This window comes from Paenibacillus sp. 2TAB23 (assembly GCF_052115165.1).
In the GTDB taxonomy this organism is placed as follows: domain Bacteria; phylum Bacillota; class Bacilli; order Paenibacillales; family Paenibacillaceae; genus Pristimantibacillus.
This window is the reverse complement of sequence record NZ_JBFRGD010000013.1, coordinates 168,050-189,806: the sequence shown is the minus strand read 5'-3', so window position 1 is coordinate 189,806 and position 21,757 is coordinate 168,050. Positions and strand designations below refer to the sequence as shown.

Annotated in this window: 15 protein-coding genes and 2 riboswitches; of the genes, 1 reads left to right on the top strand and 14 read right to left on the bottom strand. The window is 50.5% G+C overall.

Features of this window, described 5'->3' with window-relative positions; translation table 11 throughout:
* The first annotated feature begins 45 nt into the window (after positions 1–45).
* A complete protein-coding gene (locus tag AB4Z29_RS19400) occupies positions 46–933 on the top strand; it encodes a LysR family transcriptional regulator (protein ID WP_441944653.1) in 888 nt (295 codons plus the stop codon).
* A gap of 76 nt (positions 934–1,009) precedes the next feature.
* Here AB4Z29_RS19400 and atzF read toward each other — a convergent pair whose 3' ends face one another.
* The 14 genes from atzF to AB4Z29_RS19330 form a co-directional block, all read right to left on the bottom strand.
* Positions 1,010–2,818, bottom strand: a complete 1,809-nt coding sequence (gene atzF, locus AB4Z29_RS19395) for an allophanate hydrolase (RefSeq protein ID WP_441944652.1) — start codon at positions 2,816–2,818, stop codon at positions 1,010–1,012.
* Entirely contained in the window at positions 2,815–6,450 is a 3,636-nt protein-coding gene (gene uca / locus AB4Z29_RS19390) for an urea carboxylase (RefSeq protein ID WP_441944651.1), read from the bottom strand. The genes atzF and uca overlap by 4 nt, the downstream gene beginning before the upstream one ends.
* 54 nt (positions 6,451–6,504) lie before the next feature.
* A complete protein-coding gene (locus tag AB4Z29_RS19385; RefSeq protein WP_441944650.1) occupies positions 6,505–7,155 on the bottom strand; it encodes an urea amidolyase associated protein UAAP2 in 651 nt (216 codons plus the stop codon).
* Between the two features lie 33 nt (positions 7,156–7,188).
* On the bottom strand, positions 7,189–7,908 hold the full coding sequence (locus tag AB4Z29_RS19380) for an urea amidolyase associated protein UAAP1 (protein WP_441944649.1): 720 nt from the start codon (positions 7,906–7,908) through the stop codon (positions 7,189–7,191).
* Positions 7,909–7,964: 56 nt separating this feature from the next.
* Positions 7,965–8,127: riboswitch (guanidine-I (ykkC/yxkD leader) on the bottom strand.
* Between the two features lie 62 nt (positions 8,128–8,189).
* Positions 8,190–8,990: an ABC transporter permease gene (locus AB4Z29_RS19375; protein ID WP_441944648.1), complete on the bottom strand. Its 801-nt coding sequence runs from the start codon at positions 8,988–8,990 to the stop codon at positions 8,190–8,192.
* Between the two features lie 6 nt (positions 8,991–8,996).
* A complete protein-coding gene (locus AB4Z29_RS19370) occupies positions 8,997–10,010 on the bottom strand; it encodes an ABC transporter substrate-binding protein (protein WP_441944647.1) in 1,014 nt (337 codons plus the stop codon).
* 144 nt (positions 10,011–10,154) lie between these two features.
* Positions 10,155–10,282: riboswitch (guanidine-I (ykkC/yxkD leader) on the bottom strand.
* Positions 10,283–10,429: 147 nt separating this feature from the next.
* Positions 10,430–12,208: a sensor histidine kinase gene (locus AB4Z29_RS19365; RefSeq protein WP_441944646.1), complete on the bottom strand. Its 1,779-nt coding sequence runs from the start codon at positions 12,206–12,208 to the stop codon at positions 10,430–10,432.
* Complete coding sequence (locus AB4Z29_RS19360) at positions 12,205–13,746, bottom strand: response regulator (protein ID WP_441944645.1); 1,542 nt, start codon at positions 13,744–13,746, stop codon at positions 12,205–12,207. The genes AB4Z29_RS19365 and AB4Z29_RS19360 overlap by 4 nt, the downstream gene beginning before the upstream one ends.
* A gap of 124 nt (positions 13,747–13,870) precedes the next feature.
* Positions 13,871–15,532: an extracellular solute-binding protein gene (locus AB4Z29_RS19355; RefSeq protein ID WP_441944644.1), complete on the bottom strand. Its 1,662-nt coding sequence runs from the start codon at positions 15,530–15,532 to the stop codon at positions 13,871–13,873.
* Between the two features lie 77 nt (positions 15,533–15,609).
* A complete protein-coding gene (locus AB4Z29_RS19350; RefSeq protein ID WP_441944643.1) occupies positions 15,610–16,506 on the bottom strand; it encodes a carbohydrate ABC transporter permease in 897 nt (298 codons plus the stop codon).
* 34 nt (positions 16,507–16,540) lie between these two features.
* The gene (locus AB4Z29_RS19345) at positions 16,541–17,497 is read right to left on the bottom strand and encodes an ABC transporter permease (protein ID WP_441944642.1); all 957 of its coding nucleotides are present in this window, start codon (positions 17,495–17,497) and stop codon (positions 16,541–16,543) included.
* A 174-nt stretch (positions 17,498–17,671) separates the two neighbouring features.
* Positions 17,672–18,451 carry a YheC/YheD family protein gene (locus tag AB4Z29_RS19340; protein ID WP_441944641.1) on the bottom strand — a complete coding sequence of 260 codons (780 nt, stop codon included), beginning with the start codon at positions 18,449–18,451 and terminating at the stop codon, positions 17,672–17,674.
* 1,501 nt (positions 18,452–19,952) lie between these two features.
* Positions 19,953–20,831 (bottom strand): carbohydrate ABC transporter permease, encoded by an 879-nt coding sequence (locus tag AB4Z29_RS19335; protein WP_441944640.1) that lies wholly within the window; start codon positions 20,829–20,831, stop codon positions 19,953–19,955.
* Positions 20,832–20,849: 18 nt separating this feature from the next.
* Positions 20,850–21,710: an ABC transporter permease gene (locus tag AB4Z29_RS19330; protein ID WP_441944685.1), complete on the bottom strand. Its 861-nt coding sequence runs from the start codon at positions 21,708–21,710 to the stop codon at positions 20,850–20,852.
* Between the last annotated feature and the right edge of the window lie 47 nt (positions 21,711–21,757).

Below are 21,757 nucleotides of genomic sequence, written 5' to 3'. Positions count from 1 at the left end.
AATAATTGATATAACTAATACAAGATATTAGGTGGGATAATAACTATGATTGTTAATATGGAGTGGTATCGGGTTTTTTACTGGACAGCCAAAACAGGCAGCCTATCTCGTGCCGCAGAGCAGCTTTATATTACGCAGCCCGCTGTCACGCATACCATCAAGCAGCTCGAGGCTAAGCTCGGCGGGCCGTTGTTTTTTCGCATGGCAAAGGGAGTTAAGCTTACGACAGAAGGCGAGGTGCTCTTTCGTTACATCGAGCAAGCATACCGTTTCATGGAGACAGGAGAGAAAATGCTAGCTGAAATGCAAAATTTGCAAAGCGGAGAGATCAGCATCGGAGCCAGCGATACGCTGTGCAAGCATTATTTGCTGCCTTACTTGGAGCGGTTCCATGCAGACTACCCCGGCATCCGTATCCGCGTAACGAATCGTACGACACCTGAGACGATTATGCTGCTGAAAGAAGGTAAAATCGATTTCGGTGTTGTGCATATGCCTGCTTCAGACAATCAGCTTGAATTTCGGGTCAGTGCGCCCCTGCAAGATGTTCTCGCCTGCGGCGCTGCTTACTCAGAGCTTGGCGCATCTGTGCTGCAGCTGGGAGAGCTATCCGATTATCCGCTGCTGCTGCTGGAAAAAAGCGCCGGAACCCGCCGCTATCTCGACGCGTATGCGAAATCAAACGGCGTGTCGCTGGCTCCCGAGCTTGAGCTTGGCAGCTTCGACCTGCTCGCCCAATTCGCGCGCAGCGGATTCGGCCTTGCCTTTCTTGTACGGGAGTATATTCAGGATGAGCTGGCCTCAGGAGCGCTAATTGAAATTCCGCTTAATCCCGTCATTCCCGCGCGAAGCATCGGCATCGCTACTTTGCGTGGCGTGCCGCAATCCGCGGCTGCGAAACGGTTTCTTGAGCTGCTCCCCTTACTTACGTAGACCCTATATCAAAATAAAAAAATAGACTCCCAGGCCCAGTTAACAAGGCTAGAGAGTCCATTTTTAATTCTTCCTCTTATCCTAGCGGAAGGTGGCGCCAGCCGCCGTACGCGGTAATATCCTCCGCATCGACAGCTGCATACGCCTCGCAAACGAAGCCGGATACTTCAGTCCCGTCAAGCAGCTCAACCTTTCCGATGCCCAGCGGTGACGGAATTAAGGAAACAAATTCACCAAAGGCTGCGGCCGACATTTCCCACAGCTCGAGCTCGATACTTGCTCCTCCCTCCTGCTGCTTGATCATGCCCGGCTTCGCCGGCGTTGTCGGCAGCTTCACGAGCTTATAGCGCGGAGCGGAGCTTCCTTCACGGACAAAGCGGGCATGCAAGCCTTCCATCTGCTTCTCAAGCGGATAGCCGCGCATATGCAAACCACAAACCGCGACCGTAATCATCGCCTCAGAACGAACGGCTTCAGCTTTCTCTGCTTTCTGTACAGGTTCGTTTTCATTAGCTGCGGAAAGAGCCAGCTCCACACTGCCGCTTTGAATCGAGCGCGCGGCACCATCGATTAAATGCTCATTCTCGGCAAGCGCAAACAGCGTAATGCCAAATGGCAGCTTCTCGCCTGCATTGCCCGACGGCAAAGCTACCGCGCAAAGATCAAGCAAATTACAATGATTCGTATACCGGCCCATGTCGCTGTTCGCACCGACCTTGTTAAGGTTCAATTGCTCGCGCGTCCAAGTCCCGCCGCAGGTCGGCATGACGAGCACCGCATTCTGAAGCAGCTTTCTAGCTTTAAGCTTATAGGACTGCAGCTTATGCAGCGCGGTAAACAAGGATGCCGCGTCATATTCCGCTGCAGCGCCAGAACGCAATACCTGCTCCGTCACCGGAAATGCGACACCGGGATTTCCTTCGATAAATCCGCTTAAATCAGCCCATCGCTCAGCCACAAACGGACCTCCGTACAGCAGCTCCGCCGCAGCCGAGAAGAGCTCCCCATCTATATATTCGATCGGAATTCCGAGCTGCTCCAGCCGTTCAACCGAAGCTAGCCAAGCAGCCTCATATGGCTCTGCGAAAGGACCGTAGAATGCCGCTGCCTCCCTTGGCAAGCATAGCTTAGAAGGCCGTTCTGCTTTCAGCCTCGTAACCTCTCGCGACCAAGGATCATGTTCATCGATCCCTCTCGCAACACAATCCACTAGCAGAGATTCCTCCAAATGGTGAGCGAACACCGTTACGCAATCAAGGCTTGCGCAGGCAGGTACGACACCTTTGACCGGCCAGGCGCCGAGACTCGGTTTGTAGCCAACGAGTCCATTCAGTGCTGCAGGTACACGGCCAGAGCCGGCCGTATCCGTGCCGAGCGCAAACACCGCTTGGCCGCGAGCCACTGCGACTGCCGAGCCGGAGCTGGAGCCGCCGCTGATCAACTCCGGCCGCAGCGCGTTATGGGTTTCGCCATAAGGACTTCGGGTACCGACAAGTCCCGTGGCAAACTGATCCAGATTGGTTTTGCCAATCGGAATCGCACCGGCCGCAACTAGCCGTTCGACTACCGTCGCATGTTCTTTAGGCGTATAGGCGAACTCCGCGCAGCCAGCCGTTGTCGGTACATCAGCCATATCGATATTATCTTTGATGGCGAAAGGAATCCCCCACAGCGGAGATCTGCTCCGATCCAGCAGCGCAAGCCGGTCCAGATAAGGCTGCGCCAGCTCCAAGGATGGCGGCGTAATCCAGATATTCATAGACGCATCCGCTTCCGCTCGACGGACAACCTCTGCCAATACATCAGCTGGTGTCAGTGTCCCGCTGCTGTATGCCAGACGCAGCCACTCTACGGTCAACTTCTCAGGAAAATTCATCTCGCTCATACTGCCGCCTCCGCTTCCTTAAGCTGCATTATCCCGGCGATTAGCTGTCCGGAATGAACCTGCTCGCCAGGCTCTACATGCACGGAACAAACCATGCCGTCACATGAAGCCTGCTGCGAGAATTCCATCTTCATACTCTCGACGATAATTAGCGTATCGCCTTTCTTCACTTGCTGTCCTGGCTGTACGAGCACCTTCCATACGCTTCCCGGCATCGTGCAGCGAACCGCCGCGGCCCCCTCCTGCAGCGCATCCTCTTCGCCCGTGCGGGCCGGCTCCTGCTCCGCAACATACTCGGCAAGACCAAGCTCTTTCCAGCTCTCCCGCTCCGCTTGGAATGCCGCCTGCTGTTTTTCCTTGAATGCCGCAGCACTCTCCTCGATTTCATCCAAAAACTTTAAATATTGGCCGAGATCGAACGTCGTCTCCGTAATATCCGCTTCATAGCGGCCGCGAAGGAAATCCTCGCGCAGCTTCAGCAGCTCATCCGCTTCCACCGGATAAAACTGAATTTGGTCAAAGAACCGCAGCAGCCACGGCTTCCCAGGCTTAAAGCTCTCCGTGCTGCGCAGCCGGTTCCACATTTGAATCGTCCGGCCGACAAACTGGTAGCCGCCCGGTCCCTCCATGCCATATACGCACATGTAAGCTCCGCCGATACCGACTGCATTCTCCGGCGTCCATGTCCGTGCCGGATTATATTTCGTCGTCACGAGCCGATGCCGCGGGTCGACAGGGGTTGCAACCGGTGCGCCAAGGTAAACATCACCAAGCCCAAGCACCAAATAATTCGCTTCATATACGATTCGCTGTACATCGGCGAGATTATCCAAGCCGTTGACCCGTCTAATAAACTCGATATTGCTCGGACACCAAGGCGCGTCCGGGCGGACGGTCTGCTGGTAACGATCAATGGCAAGCTGCGTCGCTGGGTCATCCCATGATAACGGAAGGCGTACGATACGCGAGGGTACCTGTATCGACTCCAGTGGCGGAAGCGCGCTGTCGAGCTCCAAAATAATGCCGCAAGCCTCGCCAACCGTTATTTTGGAACGGTCAATATGCACCTGCAAGGAGCGAATGCCCGGCGTCAAATCCAACACCGGGATTTTTCCCGACTGCTCTATTGCCTGCATGAGCGCATGCGCTTGAAAACGCAGAAGCAGGTCCAGCTCTAGCTCGCCGTATTCAACAAGCAGATTTTCGTCGCCGCTGCAGCGAATGGTGATCGGAAAGCGGCAGCCCTCTGTCTGATGAACAAGAAGCGGGTAATCCGGCGACAACTCGGAGGCTTCAGCCGGAAGCTCCGAGGATGGCAAACCCTCTCGCACGCCTGCGCCAATCGAAGCGAGCCGCTGCTCCTGTGCATCTCTAAGCCCATCCGCTTCTTCCAGCGTTAGCAATTGGAATCGAACCTTATCTCCGGCATGCAGCTGCCCGATCTTCCAGAACTGTGCCGAAGCGGTCGTTACCGGACATACAAACCCGCCGAGACTAGGTCCGTCAGGACCTAACAGGATCGGCATATCGCCGGTAAGATCAAGCGTACCGATCGCATAAGCGTTATCGTGAATGTTGGATGGATGAAGCCCCGCTTCTCCGCCGTCCTCACGGGTCCATAGCGGTGCCGGACCAATCAAACGAACGCCAGTGCGTGAGCTGTTGAAATGCACTTCGAACACCGTCTCAGATAACTGCTTCAAATACTCAGGCTTCAAAAACTCACCTGTGCAATGCGGACCTGGAATAACGCCAATCGTCCAATCACGCGCCAGCTGCGGCCTCTCATCCATCGCAAGCTCCCGCTTAGCCGAAGGTACGGCTCCTTCGTTTATACCAAGAACGTCTCCCGACCGCAGCGCCCGGCCGCCATGTCCGCCGAAGCCGCCAAGCGTGAAGGTCGATGAACTGCCAAGAATGAGCGGCATGTCGAAGCCGCCGGCTACGAGCAAGTACGTGCGCAAGCCGAGCTGCGCCTCGCCGAAGCTGAGCACCTGTCCGCGCTCTGCGAACACCGGCTTATAAAGCTCCGTTCGCACGCCGTCCAGCTCCGCATCCATGTCAGCTCCCGTGATGCAGAACCATGCAGCGCTGCGGAATTTGTACGAGCCGCCGCGCAGCGTCAGCTCGAGGCCCGCTGCGTGATCGTCGTTCCCAAGCAGCTTGTTGCCGATTCGGAACGAGTACGGGTCCATCGGACCGCATGGCGGAACGCCTACGTCCCAGTGACCGACACGTCCCGGCCAATCCTGAACCGTCGTCTGGACACCGCCGTCGATGACTTCGATAGCCTGCTCTGCCGGCTCGAAGCCGTTCAACAGCTGCGTGTATACGTGGCCGTCCATGACTTCTTGATCCATAAGCAGTGCCCGTACATATTGCAAATTCGTCGTAATCCCGTACATCCGTGTCTCGCCAAGCGCCTGAATCAGCTTCTGAATCGCATCCGCGCGATTCGCGCCATGCACGATGACCTTCGCCAGCATCGGATCATAAAGCGTCGTAACGGTAAGCCCATCCCTTACCCATGATTCATTGCGAGCGTCAGCTGAGAATACGGCTTGATCCAGCTGCCCAGCGCTCGGACGGAAGCCCTGCAGGCAATCCTCCGCATAAATGCGGGCCTGAATGCTATGGCCTACTGGCTTTTTAATAAGCGTATGCAAATCGAAAAGCTCATTCGCCGCTTCGCGAACCATCCATTCGACCAAATCAATGCCCAGCACCTCTTCGGTTACGCCATGCTCGACTTGCAGCCTGGTATTGACCTCGAGGAAATAAAACGCGCAAGAATCCGGATCATACAAGTATTCAACCGTGCCTGCGCTGCGATATCCGGCTTCTGCAGCCAAGCGCTTCGCGGCGCCAAACATCGCGCTGCGAACCTCATCCGACAGATTCGGAGCCGGGCTCTCCTCTATCACCTTCTGGTTGCGGCGCTGAATGGAACAATCGCGCTCGCCAAGCGTGACAACCTCGCCATGGGCATTGCCGAATATCTGTACCTCGACATGGCGTGCCCTTGCGATATACTTCTCCAAAAACATGCCGCCGTTTTTGAAGTTGGTTTCCGCCAAATGCTTCACACCGTCAAATGCCGCACGCAGCGCTTCTTCATCCGCGCATACCCGCATGCCGATGCCGCCGCCTCCAGCTGTGCTTTTCAGAATGACCGGATAACCGATTCGCGCTGCCTGTTCGATCGCTTCCTCTAGCTCCGTTAGCAGCGCCGTACCCGGCAGCAGCGGCACCCCTGCACGCTCCGCCAATTCCCTTGCTGAATGCTTCAGGCCGAACATTTCCATTTGCTCCGGCGACGGTCCAATAAATACGATGCCATGCTCCCGGCAAGCACGGGCGAAATCCGCGTTCTCGCTTAGGAAGCCATAACCTGGGTGAATGGCCTGAGCACCGGTCTCAAGCGCGGTCTTTAGAATAAGCTCCGTATTCAGGTAGCTCTCTTTCGCAGGGCCATCACCAATGAATACCGCTTCATCCGCATTGTCAACATGTAAGCTATCCTGATCCGCGCCGGTATACACAGCCACCGAAGCGATGCCAAGCTTGCGCAAGGTGCGCTCTATTCGAACGGCAATAGCGCCGCGATTCGCAATCAATATTTTCGTAAACATCGTAACCTCTCCTCGCCCTATCAATCTATAATCTGTTTATTAGGCTGCATGCTGCTATTGATTCCAGATAAGCACCCTCACCGGCGTCGGGTTGTACGCGTTGCATGGATTGTTGAGCTGCGGGCAATTACTGAGCAGCGCCGTCACTTTGCATAGCGATTGGAGCTCTACGTAAGCACCAGGCGAAGACACGCCATCCGCAAATTGGAGACCGCCTTCGGCCGTTACGGGCACGTTCATGAAAAAGTTAATATTCGGAGCAAGGTCCCGTTTCGAATAGCTCTCGTTCCGCTTAGCCAGCTGGAGCATAAACGTGTCACGGCAATTGTGCATGTGGAGCTTATCATGCGAGTAGCGGACCGTATTGCTTTGGGCGGAGCAGGAGCCTCCGACTGTGTCATGGCGGCCGCAAGTATCCGCGACGATCTTCAGCAATTCTTTGCCGGATTCGGCCAGCAGCACAGAGCCAGTCGTGAGATAGATATTTCCTTGCCCGGCAATCGTCGCGACCGCGCTGTAATGGTCCTCGGGCTGCTCCGCATCGTAGAACAAGGTGTCTGCCGCCTGGTTCCCGTCCAAATCGACGATTCGAAGCACTTGTCCCGGTTCCAGGTCATACATCCAGCCATCTCCGGCTGCGATCACTTCGTCATATATGGCATCCTCCGCCATGCGCTGGCTCTCAACCCGATTAAATACTGTCATGCTTCATTCCTCCTAATTGCTCGTATTTAAGCTCTATAGCCCTTGCAGCAAATAATACTCCTGCGTATTCTCATAGGCGCGACGGTTCTCCGGGCGATAATTCAAGCAATAATCGTCATCCTGAACAGCTTCAGCCTTCAGTACTTCAACTTGTACAGGCACGGATGGATACTCGGCTCGCGGATCTAGCGGATTCGGCGTATTCGACAGAACCAGAAGGACATCCATATCGGTTCTAAGCGTAACGGAAGCGCCTGCCGGGCAGTGGCCCAAACTATAATGCATGCTGCCCCGTTCATCGCAATACACCTTGGAGAACAAATTGACGACAGGCATTAAATCCCTCACGCCTAATCCGTTTCGAACCAGCTCGACCGCCAAGTTCTCTTGACCGCTGTGCAGCCACTCATTCCGCAGCTCCTGATACGTCGTTTTTCCATATTTCGAATCCGTAGCCGCCCTGCTCGTATAGCCGCTTATCGGATCATGCCAGCCTAGCTGGTCATCGACGATGCTCGCCAATGATCTTCCGTTATCGCTCATAAGCACGTTCCCCCTCGTGAGATGCGAGGTATGCTGAGCTTTTAACGTATCCGGCATGTTGTAGCGCTCCGTCAAGTCCCCTGCGTGATATAAAAGCATGGCCAGATTAGCTCCTGCTTCGAGAGCGGTGAACCGGACCAATCTGCCTCTGCTAATCGTTCCAGACCATTTGCCTCCTGGCCGTATTGTCGTGCTCCAAATGCTGCTCATCGCCGTTTCCTCCTTGGAAATCACTATTTTAGATAAAAAGATAGCCTAAGAGAATAATCTCCCAGGCTTTTGTCCTTCCGTGTGCTACAGCTTCATCCATGACTGAAATAAGCAAGCTGTATGCCGTCTCTCGGACCAGACCAGCGAATGACAGACGGCAAGGACGTTTCGCCTTATATCCCGTCGGCCACTTGAAGCGGAACCCTAGACAGCTATTTGTTCTCAACGATAATCTTGAGAACCTATATTCAGTTGTCATGCCTTTCGCATACTCTCTGGCGTTAAGCCCAAGGGAAAAGCCTGCGATTCAAGAAGGCAAATATTCGGTCGCTGATTAGGCCAAGCAGCCCAATGACAATGATGCCTACGAATATTTCATCCGTGTTCAGGAAGCGCTGCGCCTTCATAATCTGGTAGCCCAGTCCGCTGCTGACCGCAACGAGCTCCGCAACGACGAGATAAGTCCAGGCCCAGCCCAATATGAGCCTTAACGTGTTCATTAACTGCGGCTGGATAGCCGGAATAATAACCGTTTCGATGGCCTTCCACCTTGATGCCCCAAGGGTGAAGGAAGCATGCAGCAAATCATGCGATACGCGTCTCGTAATATCGGACACCATCAGTACGAGCTGGAAAAAACAGCCGATAAAGATAAGCAGCACCTTCGCCCATTCGCCGATGCCCGCCCATACCATGATGAGCGGAATGAAAGCAACTGCTGGCATGTAGCGTATGAACTCCATTGGCGGCTCTACGAAGGCTTCGCCGTACTTGAATGTTCCGGCGAACACGCCAATCGGTATGGCGATGACGCAGGCAAGCAGGAAACCTGCCGTTACACGGAATACGCTGATTCCGATATGCCCCCAATATTCCGGGCTGCCCAGATTCAGAATAAGCTGCACGAGCACCGCGTGAGGCTTAGGAAGAAAGATGGGACTTACCGTCTCCGTGTAGCTGAGCAGCGACCATATTGCAAGCAGCAGGATGAAAGAGAAACCCGCCGTTACGGCAAACGGCCTAGGTCCGATGTCTTTGAAAATTTGAAAGGTGTGCGGTTTACGTCGTAATGGCGTTCTCATCGTCTATCACTTCCCAGCTTTGTTATTTACGAATTGAGGATCGAACAGCTCATCTACGCTGTCCAGCTTGTCGACCATATCCAAATTGTAAAGGAATTGTGCCGTTTTCATGCCCGTATAGCTCAATGAAGAGTACTCGTCGCGTTTCTCGAACGCTTTGATGTTGTCGTCCACCCCAAACAGCTTGATGCTGTCGAGGCCCAGCTTAAAGTCCTCCGGCGTAGACTCCGCTTTCTCGGCGAGCAGCTTAATCGCTTCTTCTTTATTCGCTTCATACCAAGCAAGTGCATCAAACCAAGCATCGACGATTTTTTGCACATCCTCAGGACGCTTCTCCACGACGGATTGACGGAACACGAGCAGATCGGGGATCAGCCCCGGCGTCTCCTTGGATGAATAAAGCACCTTGCCTTTGCCCTCTTTGACAGCCGTCGTCTGGAATGGCTCCCAAAGCACCGATGCATCCGTATTTCCGGAAATAAAAGCGGGGCCAGCATCATTCACGGTCATGTTCACATATTTGATATCCTTCTCGTCCATGCCGTTCTCGGCAAGCGCAGTCAGCAGCAGGAAATGATCCACCGTCCCGAGCTCAGTCGCAACAGTCTTCCCTTTCAGATCCTTAATGGAGTTGATGTCCGGTTTGCTCACAATGGCATCGCCTCCGAATGAATTATCATTCACAAGCACTGCCTTTAGACCAATTCCCTTCGACAGCGGCGCGAGCGAGTCGCTGAGCGTCTGGCTGTTCGCATCCACCTTGCCCGCCGCGATCGCCTGCAAAGAATCACTGTACACGGGGAAGAATTCCAGCTTCACGTCAACGCCATGTTGTTCAAAAAAGCCCTTCTCCTCCACCAAATACCACATATACCAGCCCGGCCAAGGACTAAGCGCGATCGTAATCGGATCGCCAGCCGTTCCACCTGCCGAATTCTTTGCGTTTCCGGAGCATGCTGCTACCAATCCCATAACTACGATAAGTATAAGTGCCGCTGTTGATCTAAGCGTTTTTTTCATTTTCCCCACTCCAGTCATCTGTTTTTTATAAAGTCCTCTTTGGAAAAGCAGTCGTTTCGCGTAGATAGATAAGCACATTTACATGTGAATACATGTGAATACATATAAATGCTTATATAAAAAAAATAAAAGCCTGGGAGAGTGATCTCCCAGGCTTTTATCCTTCCGTGTTATATAGATGGGGTCACGTAAAGCCCCTTCATCTATACGCCGTCTCTCGGACCAGACTTAACGACCTGCTCGGCGTTAACGGAACCCTAGACTGCTTGTCGTTCTCATTGCTCTTGCTCGAGAACCAATATTCACTTGTCATAAAACCTAACGTTTAACCGAATTATAGGTGGTAACGTACGGATGTGTCAATACTTATGTTAGGTTTTATTACATAAGTATTGAAAACAAACAAAAACGCCCTCACCTTAATGAGGACGTTCCTTTTCACCTTGTTTTTTATTTGCTGGAATCGTTATGCAAACCGACGTACCCATTCCGCGCTTGCTGACGATCTTGACGCCGTAATCCACGCCAAAGTGCAGCCTTATCCTTCCGTCAACGTTACGGATGCCGTAGCCGACATTCAGGCTCTCCACCGGATCTGACAGCTGGCGCAATATTTCGGGATGTATGCCGACTCCGTCATCAATGATTTGAAAGGTAATCAGACCGTCCTTCAGCTTGCCGACGATCCGGATGTTAATGCGATCCCCATACCATGCATGCTCCAATGCATTTTCGATAAAAGGCTGGAGTATGAGCTTCACAGTCGTAAATCGCAATATATCCGGGTCAATGTCAAAAAAAGCTTCCATTCCGTCGCCAAACTTCGTTTTCTGAATGTTAATGTATGCCCCGACCTGCTCCAATTCGTTTTTAATCGGAATGACCGTTCTTCCCTCGTTAAGCGACAAGCGGTAGAACTTTGCCAGGTCCAGCACCATCCGCTGCAGCTTATCGACCTCGCCGAATTTAGCCAGCCGGCTAATCGAGGATAACGTGTTGTAAAGGAAATGCGGATTGATTTGCGCTTGCAGCGACTCCAGCTCCGCTTCCTTTTTCTTAATATTCGTCATATACACTTCTTGAATAAGCTCGTCGATGTTCTGGCCCATTTCATTCAAGGCGACGGAAATCCGGGTGAATTCATCCTTGCCCTTGAACATAATCTTTTTCTGGAAATTGCCTTCCTGAAAGGCATCCAGCACGCGAATGATTTTGGATACCTTTCGCGAATAGAACCGTGAGATGAACAAGCCCGCGAAAGAGAATACCACATAGCAAGCTAAGCAAATGAGTACGGTCCACAGCCTTACTTCATTTGTCGCCTTTTCCATAATGTCCGTCGGTACGAGTGCAAGCAAATGCCAATTCAGCTCCGGAAGCTGCTCGTCAATGACCCAGTAATTAGAAATTTTCTCTTCGCTTAACGTCTCGCCAAGCCGGTAATCCGTATCGCCGGAGGAAAACATAATCTTGCGGTTTTCGTCGATCGCGAAAATTTTCGTGCCTTTGCCGATTTTTTCGGAATCGACGCTCTCCAGTAAATCTGTCAGCCGCAAGCTGATGCGAACGAAGCCAATCTCCTCCAGCGTGATGGGATCATTCATGTTCACAAGCCGCCTCAGCAGTGAAATATGACCGAATTTGGAATCCGCTTCGATCTGCTTCCATTGCAGCGTTTGTCCGTACTTCTCCTTCGGGTAGTTCATGTACCAAGCTTTATCCTTAATTCTCATGATATTGTATAGATCAAATAAAGGACCTTCGGAATTAAGCGGATCCATATTTTTGTAATTGTGGTAGATCTCAGGCAGAGTGTCATTGTGCAAATAAACCGCAAGGCGCATCTTGTTGTTTGCCGCTTCAATCGTCGTTTGGATTTTTGGAAGGAGCTGCTTCGTCGTTGCTTCATAGCTGACCCAGCCTTCCTCATAGTGCCTTAAATACGAAGCTAAATTGCTATCGAAATAAAGCATGTCCGATAAACGAGACATGTCATCCATTTTATAAGTAATATTATCCTTCATTTGCTCCAAGGTACCGTGATTGATCTCGCGCGTACGCTCTTGGATCGAGTTCGTAAATATGATATTGGCCGCATAGCCGACCAGCATGACCGGTATGATGATAAACAAACTGTAGGTAAGCATCAGCTTGATCCCAAACGGCATGTAGCGATGCTCCTGCTTCGCGTTCGTCATGTTCTTCTATACTCCAACGGCGTCATGCCGTACATTTCCTTGAATTGTCTGCTGAAATACGGCAGGTGGCGGTAGCCAACCCGGTCAGCGATTTCGTAAATTTTCAGATTCGTCATTTTTAGCAGCTCGCACGCCTTCTCCATTCGCAGCTGAATGAAATATTCGCTAAAGTTTTTGCCCGTTTCTTCTTTGAAAATCAAACCGAGATAGTTCGGCGACAAGGAGAACTGCTCCGCCAAATCACGCAGCGTAATATTATCATGCGTACGTTCTTTCATGAAATCGATGATTTGCTTGATCAGCTTCCAATTCTTTTTCTGCTTGTTCATTTGCAGCGTCTCGGAAATTTCATAGACGCGGCGCCGCAGCCAGAGATGAATGTCATTGATCGTTTCGAACTGCATCATAATATCATAATTGCTCAGCTCAAGGCCAAGCAGCTGGTATACGTTTTCGTTCGTTCTTTGCAAGTAATTGTCAAGCTTCATCACGATATAGAGAGCATAATTGCGCAGCGTCAACTTTGATTTCAAGCTTTTGGCAACCTGGAACAATTCGTCAAGCTCGTCATGAATCCGTACCAGCTCATAGCCGGACATGGCGCCAAACAACGCTTCCAGCTTCGCATCCAGATGCTTGACATCCTCTTTCTCGGAAAGCCTGACCTCACCGTGGCCGATTACTCTGCCTTTCCCGTAGAACATTTTCAGATCAAGCGCCTCTACTGCCTGCTTATAGGACTGCGACAGCTCGCCAATCATGCCGCATGAATCTCCGACGCCAGCCGTAATGGAGAATGCTAATTTCCGCTTCACCTGTTGAACAACCTGTTCCGGTATAGATTCACCCTCTGAATGCTCAATAAGCAGGGCGATTCGCGTCTTGTTTATTTTACAAATCTGCCGTACGCCAAGTTCCCTGCACAAAGTGACCACCTGCTGCATCTCATCGGTCTCGGTCTGACTTTCTTCGTTCGGCTTCCAAGAGCGATCGTCGATTTCAAGGACCGCGGCTATGCCGGGAAATTGGAACCGGTCCATTTCATATTCTTGGCTGAGGACCTCAATCGTCTTTTCACTGCTCGTCCCTTCGAGCAGCTGCAGCAAATATTCATTTTTCACAATCGGAACCATCTGCCAGTAGGCATCCTGTCGTTGACGCTCCTCGTCCAGATCGCCGCGCACCTTAAGCAGGGAATCAATCAGCTCTTGGTCATCCATTGGCTTCAGCACATAATTGACCGCGTTTAACGACAGTGCCTGCTTCACGTAGCTGAAATCCTGATAGCCGCTTACAAAAATAATTTTGATGTCCTTTGACCGCTCAAGCGCGCGTCTCGCCAGCTCAAGGCCTGTCATATTCGGCATTCGAACATCCGTTACGATAATGTCGACCTTCTCCGTATCGAGCACCTTGCACGCATCAAAGCCGTTCATTACGCCTGCTACAACCTCCATGCCAAGATCCTGCCACGGAATGAAGGTGCGCATTCCTTCCAAGTCCAGTCTCTCATCGTCGGCAAGCAATACTTTATACATGATCCTATCAGCTCCAATTTGTAAAAACACGAAATGTGAGGCAGCTAAAATAACGCTGGAAAAACGAAAAACTCGGGTATACTAAATAACTTAGTATACCCGTCGTTTTTCATGATCTATTTGATTATTGCGTTTTCATTTTTGCAAGATTAGCTTGCCATTTCTCTGTCTTGAACGCCAACAGCTTGTCGTAGCCGGCAGCTTGCGCATCCTTCTCCGCTTGATCTAGAATAGCCAGCACTTCCGCATCATTCTTAGCGAACAATGCTTTCGCTCTAACCTCAAGATACATATCCTCGATACGTTGACGGATGATGCCTTCCTCTGTATCCGGCTGCGGATCGATATTGATAAATTCCGTAGCGTTGGATTGCGTTTTCCACGTAATCTCACGTTGGTAACGAGTCGACCAGTTTTGCTGCTCTACAGGAAGCGTTGCTTCGAATTTCGCTTTCGTCGTATCAAGGAATACCGTATTGCCCACCCAGTTCAGGTTCGTCGTAATGGCTTGAAGCTTAGCCAGCTCGCCTGCATCGGAAGTGTATTTCTCCGTAAAGATCGGTGTCTCGCCATCAGCTTCTACGCCATCCCAATAGATGCCTGGAGGTCCCCACATCAATGCGCTTTGGCCTTCTGCACCAGTCAGCCAATCATAGAATGCGAAGATCGCTTCTGGATTTTTCGCTTTTTTCGTAATAACCGTTACGTTCCAACCAAGCATACCATAAGTGCCAGGGAAAACCTTGTCTTTGTCCATACCTTCTTTATGAACCGGCCAAATCATGAAATAACCAGCTTCCGGATCGTTTTTCACGAGCTCGGCATGCGCTTGCATGGCAATTTCAGTCGGGCTTGCCGCTGCGAATACCGCAACGCGGCCTGTCATTACTTTTTCCGTAATTTGATCGATCGTTTGCGTCATTGCATCCTGCGTGATCAATTTCTCGCGGAACAGCTTCGATGTATACTGCATATACTCACGGTATTGCGGATCAAGGAAGATCGAAGTCAGCTTGTCGCCGTTCGGCACAGCACGCATGCCCGGGAACTTCTGATCGTTTTCTTTGAATGCGGAGTACAGCACGTCAAGGCCTTGTCCGTCCTTTGCCAAATGCGGCTCATATGGAACAACATTCGGATACTTTTCTTTTACAAGCTTCAGGTAGCTGTATAGGTCATCCGTCGTTTCAAGCTTCGGCGAGCCAAGCTCCGTGTAGATTTTTTTATTAACGACATAACCAGCGTTGCCGTTAGGCTGTTTCGTGTACCAGTTCGGGAACTGGTACAGCTTGCCGTCCTCGGAGCGAAGCATATTGATGCCTTCCTCACCAAGCCACTTCTTCAGGTTAGGGTATTTGTCCAAGTAGTCGTCGAAAGGAACGAGCATATCCGCGCTGCGAAGCTTCTCTACATCCACGCGCTCCAGCCAGATGGCATCAGGCAGATCGCCRGTTGCGATCATCGTGTTCAGCTTCTGAGGCGCCGCTCCGCCGGAGTGGATCGGTTTCACATTAACCTTTTTCGTATCTCTGATCCATGTGCTCGTAATATCGCCGCCCCAAGCTGGCATCGTGTACCAGTCGTAGTGGCCGTATAGCGTAAAATCAAGCTGCTCCTTGCCAAGTTCATAAACCGATGCCGGTTTGTTGCTGTTATTCGCATCCGCCGTATTGTTTGCCGTTTCTCCGTTATTCTTTGTGCCGCCATTGCTGCTGCAGCCAGCAAGCATGGATACAGCCATAAACGCGGAGACGATAGGGACGAGCAGTTTACTTTTCGCTTTCATCTGTTTAAAATCCCCTTTCAAGCTCTTTTTTATATGTTCAAAGCTTACGCTCTAAACCACGCTACACTCAGTTCCCGCTACTCTTTCAATGATCCAACGAGTACGCCCTTGACGAAATACTTCTGTACGAATGGATAGACCATAATAATTGGAATGGTGGCCACCATCATTGTCGCCATGGATAACGACTTGCTCGTAACTGTCCGCATCTTGGCTAATTGGCCTTGCGCAGCAGAATCGAGCTGAGACATCTGATCGGAGACAATGTTCGAATTCAGAATCTGTTTCAGCATCGTTTGTATAGGCAGCAGCTTTTCATTGGTAATATAAATGCTTGGACCAAACCAATCATTCCAATGAAAAACAGCGGTGAACAGCGATAGTGTCGCAATTACGGGACCGGAGAGCGGAACGACGATTCGGAAAAATATGCCCCAGTTGCCGCTTCCATCGATTTTGGCTGACTCCTCCAGACCTGCGGGCAAGCCTTGAAAGAAGGTACGGAATATGATCATATTCCACACGCTGACCAATGACGGGATAATGAATACCCAGAATGTGTTCATTAGGTGAAGCTCCCGTATTAAGAGGAAGGAAGGAATTAACCCTCCGCTGAAATACATCGTAATGATACACAGAATCATATAAAATTTGCGGCCCATGAGCTCTTTTTTCGAGATGCCGTATGCGAATATGGCTGTCACGAGAATGGATGCTGCCGTACCGACAACAGTTCTGGCGATGGATATGAGGAAAGCGCCAACCAAACGCTCGTCCTTGAATACGATGCCGTAATTCTCCAGCGTCCATGACCGCGGCCAGAAGGTTATGCCGCCCATCGCAGTATCTATGCCGGCGTTGAAGGAAATGACCAGCGCATTCCAGAAGGGATAGAAGGTTAGAAAAGCCAATAGTGTGAGAATAATATAGATGGTTACCGTCATGATGCGGTCTCCGAAGCTAAGCCTGATCACTGCATCCTCCGCCTTTCCGGGCTAATTGTATCGTTTACCACAAGCTGCTGCCGGCTCTGCGCGCCAGGTAGTTCGCCATCGTCAGAAGTCCAACGCTGATTACTGCTTTGAATAGGCCGACCGCCGTTGCGTAAGAATATCTGGAGCTTTGAATTCCGACTCGGTAGACATAGGTGTCAATTACATCTGATACGTCCCTGAGCACCGGGTTAACCGCCAGCAGGAGAATATCTTCGAAACCCGCATTTAACAAATTGCCGATAGCCAGAATCATGAAGATCAGCACGACTGGCATAATGGATGGCAGCGTAATCAAGAAAATTTGCTTGAACTTGCTTGCCCCGTCCATGGAAGCCGCCTCGTACATGCTCGGATCGATGCTTGCGATTGCAGCCAGATAAACGATGGAGCCAAAGCCGATTTCTTTCCATACCCCAGTCGATACGAGGATGGACCAGAACAATTCCGGAAGCGAGAGGAAGTTGATCGGTTCCTCGATGAAATTCATTTTCTCGAGCAAAATGTTCACGCTGCCATTATCCGTCGATAACATCGACATGATGAGTCCTGAAACGATGACCCATGACATAAAGTGCGGCAGGTAGCTTACGGTTTGTACAAGCCGCTTGAACATCATATTCTTCACTTCATTCAACATCAAGGCCAGCACGATCGGTGCCGGGAAGCCGATGCAAAATTTCAGCATGCTGATCACAATCGTGTTGCGCATGACCTCAAAAAACTCCGGTGAGCTGAAAAACATGTCAAAGTGCTTGAGGCCAACCCACTCGCTAGCAAAAAAGCCTTTGAAAATGCTGTAATCCTGGAATGCCATCAATACGCCGTACATCGGAATGTAGCTGAAAACAATGATCAGAAGCAATGCCGGCAGCACCATTAGCTGGATGTCCATTTGCTTCAAAAATCGCATGAACGCATGTTTAGTTTTAGGTTTTTTAACGAGCTCTTTATTTACGGATAGCTGCGCCACTTACTCAATCCCCCTTGCTCTTGTTGTTCTTCTTGTATTCTATCTCGATCCTAAAACGACTAATAGCTATCTGAACAACTAAAAATGATACTTTTCAATCATCGAGGAAAGCGCCATCATTTATTAATATAAAAAAGAAGCAGATCCCCATTTTAGCGGACTGCTTCCAAATGTCTATTTCGCGTCGCGTCTGCCATAGCTTGCCGCAAAATGCTTCATTTTATCATAGGCTGCCCGGTCCAGCTGCTTAAGCGGATGGAACTGCGGGTGATTCGAATTCACCTCAAGCACCCAAAGCTGCTGCTCCTTCCCGTACGCGAAATCGATGCCGAGCTCATGCATGCCTGCACGTTTTTTGCTTAATGCCCGAGCTATTCGCAGCGCAGTATCCGTTAAGCGGCTGATGCGGCCAGCTGTCTCCTCGGGGGACAATCCTTGCTCTAAGCCGAGCCTATTCATGGAATAAATTTTCCCGCCCTGATAATAATTCGTTACGATTTTGCTGCGGCCGCCGACTTTGACCATAAAGCCCGTACAAACCCAGCTACCTCCCGGCTTGCGCTGAACCATCGCCCGGATATCATAAGGGCATTCATTCACTTGGTCTAGATAGATGCCCTTCTGGATAATGAGCTTGCGTCCGCTCTCCCTCAGCAGCCGCTTATACAGCCCATCTATTGATTCATAAGAGCGTCGAAATTGTTTTTTGCGGATGAGCTCATACAGCTCGAAGCCCGATTCCACTCGCATCAGCTTGAATATGCCAATCCCCAGCGAGCCCACATCGGGTTTGACATATACCATATCAAAGCGCTCCAGCATCATTTGCAGGTTAGCACGGCTAAACGAAACTGTTTTGGGCACAAAAGGCAGCAGATCGCGATTAGCCGATAAATATTTGCAAACTAGCAGCTTCCCTCTTATATTGCGACTAGCATATCTTTTTTTGTACATCTTCCATTCACCTCCATTTACTTTATGAACGGAGGCTCTATAGCAATTGTACGTATGTTTATAGATTGCAAATATAAGTAAAACCAACCTTCCAAGGCTTTTCGAACCCTCCCAAACCCTCCCTTCCAAGGGAGGGCCCCGAGGCGCTGCGCCCTCTGGACACCCGCAATTGACTAACGTTGGCTGAATAGAGGCGCTTGGATGATACGTTTGTGTAGGAGCGCTTTCGTCCTGAAGGGACACGCTTTCATACGTTGGAAGAGCCTCGTGGTCGATTGAATGGGTGCTTTCGATGGTACGTTTGTGTAGGAGCGCTTTCGTCCCTGATGGGACACGCTTTCATGCGTTGGAAGAGCCTAGCGTTCGATTGAATGGGCGCTTTCGATGGTACGTTTGTGTTGGAGCGCTTTCGTCCCTGAAGGGACACGCTTTCATGCGTTGGAAGAGCCTCGTGGTCGATTGAATGTGCGCTTTCGAGGGTACGTTTGTGTTGGAGCGCTTTCGTCCCTGGGGGGACACGTTTTCATGCGTTGGAAGAGCCTCGTGGTCGATTGACTGGATGCTTTCGATGGTACGTTTGTGTTGGATCGCTTTCGTCCCTGAAGGGACACGCTTTCATGCGTTGGAAGAGCCTCGTGGTTGATTGACTGGGGCTTTCGATGGTACGTTTGTGTTGGATCGCATTGTCCCTGAAGGGACAAGCTTTCATGCGTTGGAAGAGCCTAGTGGTTGCTGAAGAAACAGCTCGTACAGTCGAAAACAAGAAAAATATTTCATAAAAAAAACGTTGCAGAGGGCTATCCTGCACCGTTTTTTGATTTTGGTCTATTGCTGATTTCTTCAGCAAATTCTGGTAAACGGAGCATTTAAATGATTCTGGAGAAGCGTTAGCGCTCGTTTTTGTGAAGGGATCCCAACCTTACCTCGTTGATTCAATGGAATCCCTGAGCAATGGCGATCGGAAGAATATTTAAATGTGCAGTTTATGTTCAGTTTGGTATTTTGCCTTAATACCTAAGGGGATATTCCACCATCATTGAATGACTTACGGGACATATTCTTTGCAAATAAGCTGTTTTCTTCAGCATATGATTGCCAACGGAGCATTTAAATGATTCTGGAGAAGCGTTAGCGGTCGTTTTTGTGAAGGGATTTTGGCCTTACCTCGTTGATTCAATGGAATCCCTGAGCAATGGCGATCGGAAGAATATTTAAATGTGCAGTTTATGTGCAGTTTCGTGTTTTGCCTAAATAACTAAGGGGATATTCCACCATCATTGAATGACTTACGGGACATCCCCTTTGCTAATTAGCTGATTTCTTCAGCAAATTAAGGTAAACGGAGCATTTAAATGATTCTGGAGAAGCGCCAGCGGTCGTTTTTGTGAAGGGATTCCGACCTTTCCTCGTTGATTCAAAGGAATCCCTGAGCAATGACGATCGGAAGAACATTTAAATGTGCAGTTTATGTGCAGTTTATGTGCAGTTTATACGCAGTTCACTATTCCTTAACCGAGCCCATAACGAGGCCTTTGACGAAAAACTTTTGGAGGAACGGGTAGACGATTAGGATCGGGAGTGCGCCGATGAAAATTTGGGCTGATTTTACTGTTTTTTGCGAGATTAGCGCCAGGTCAGCCGGATTGATGCTCATCGAGCTCATATCACGCTGAATAATGACCGTTTGCAGAAAGGTAGCCAACGGATAATTTTTCGGGTCGCCAATGTAGAGTAAGCCGTCGAACCAGGAATTCCAGTGGAATACCATGCTGAACAATGCGAGCGTTGCAATGGCAGGCAGCGATACCGGCAAATAAATGCTGAACAACGTCCGGAAATGACCGGCTCCGTCAATTAATGCCGCTTCCTCCAGCTCTTTAGGGACGCCTCGGAAAAAGTTGAGCATCAGAATCGTCAGAAACACATTGACTGCGCCTGGTAGGACGAGCACCCAGAAATTGTCCATCAAGCCGATTTTCTGAATGACCATATAGAACGGCACGAGTCCGCCGTTAAACAGCATCGTGAACACGAACAGCCATGCATACACGTTTCTGCCGCGGAAAGCATTGTTTTCTTTTGACAAGGGATATGCGGCTAAGAAGGAGAGAAACAGCGTAAGCGCCGTTCCGATTGCCGTTCGTTTTACCGCAATCCACATCGAGTTTAAAAAGATCGGGTTGCTCGTCGTTTTCTTGTAAGCCTCAAGTGTAAAGTCTACCGGCCACAAGCCGACAATATTGGCGTCAGCCGCAGCCTTTGCGCTCAGCGATACAGCGAACACGTGCAGGAGCGGAATGATACAAAGCAACGATAGCACGATTAATAGAATCGTATTGAACGTGTTGAATATCCGGTAGGATGGTGATTTATGATACATGCCGCATGACCTCCTTTTTTAAAAAATTCTGTAATTCGCCAGCTTGTAGGCAAGGCGGTACGAAATGACGACCAAGATAAAACTGATTACCGATTTGAATAAGCCAATTGCGGTTCCAAAGCCCATCTCGCCATTCAATATTGCCGTCCGATACACAAAGGTATCGATGATGTCGCCCTTGGCATAGACCAAAGAATTGTACAGGTTGAAAATTTGATCAAAGCCTGCGTTCAGAACGTTTCCGAGCGCCAGCGTGCCAACGACGATGGCGATCGGAATCAGCGAAGGGACGGTGATGTGGATCGTTTGCTTCCAGCGGCTCGCGCCGTCTACCTCCGCCGCTTCATAGAGCGAAGGATTAATGTTAGCGAGCGCTGCTAGGAATACAACTGTCCCGAAGCCGAACTCCTTCCATACGTCGGATACGATAACAGTGAAGCGGAACCAATCGCCATTGCCAAGAAAGAAAATCGGCTCCATGCCGAAAACGCCAGTCAGCAGACGATTGACGAGCCCGCCTTCCGTAGACAGCAGGTCCGTCAAAATTCCGCCCAAGATGACCCAGGATAAGAAATGCGGCAGGTAAACGAGGGTCTGCACGAAACGTTTTACAAGCTGCTTTCTTATCTCATTGAGTAGGATGGCGAATGTAAATGGCGCAACCAGGTTGAGCACCATTTTGAAGATGGCGATGATCAGCGTGTTCCATATCACTTGCAGGCTGTCCTCCCGCTCGAATAAATACCGGAACTGGTCTAGGCCAACCCACTCTGAGCCTGTCAGGCCGAGCCAAGGTTTATAGTCCTGAAAGGCCATTACCAATCCGCCCATGGGCAAATACGCGAAAATAATGAGGAAAACGAGGGATGGAAGCACCATGAGATGAAACGGCCATTGTTTTATGAGGTAATAAAACAGCGGTTTTC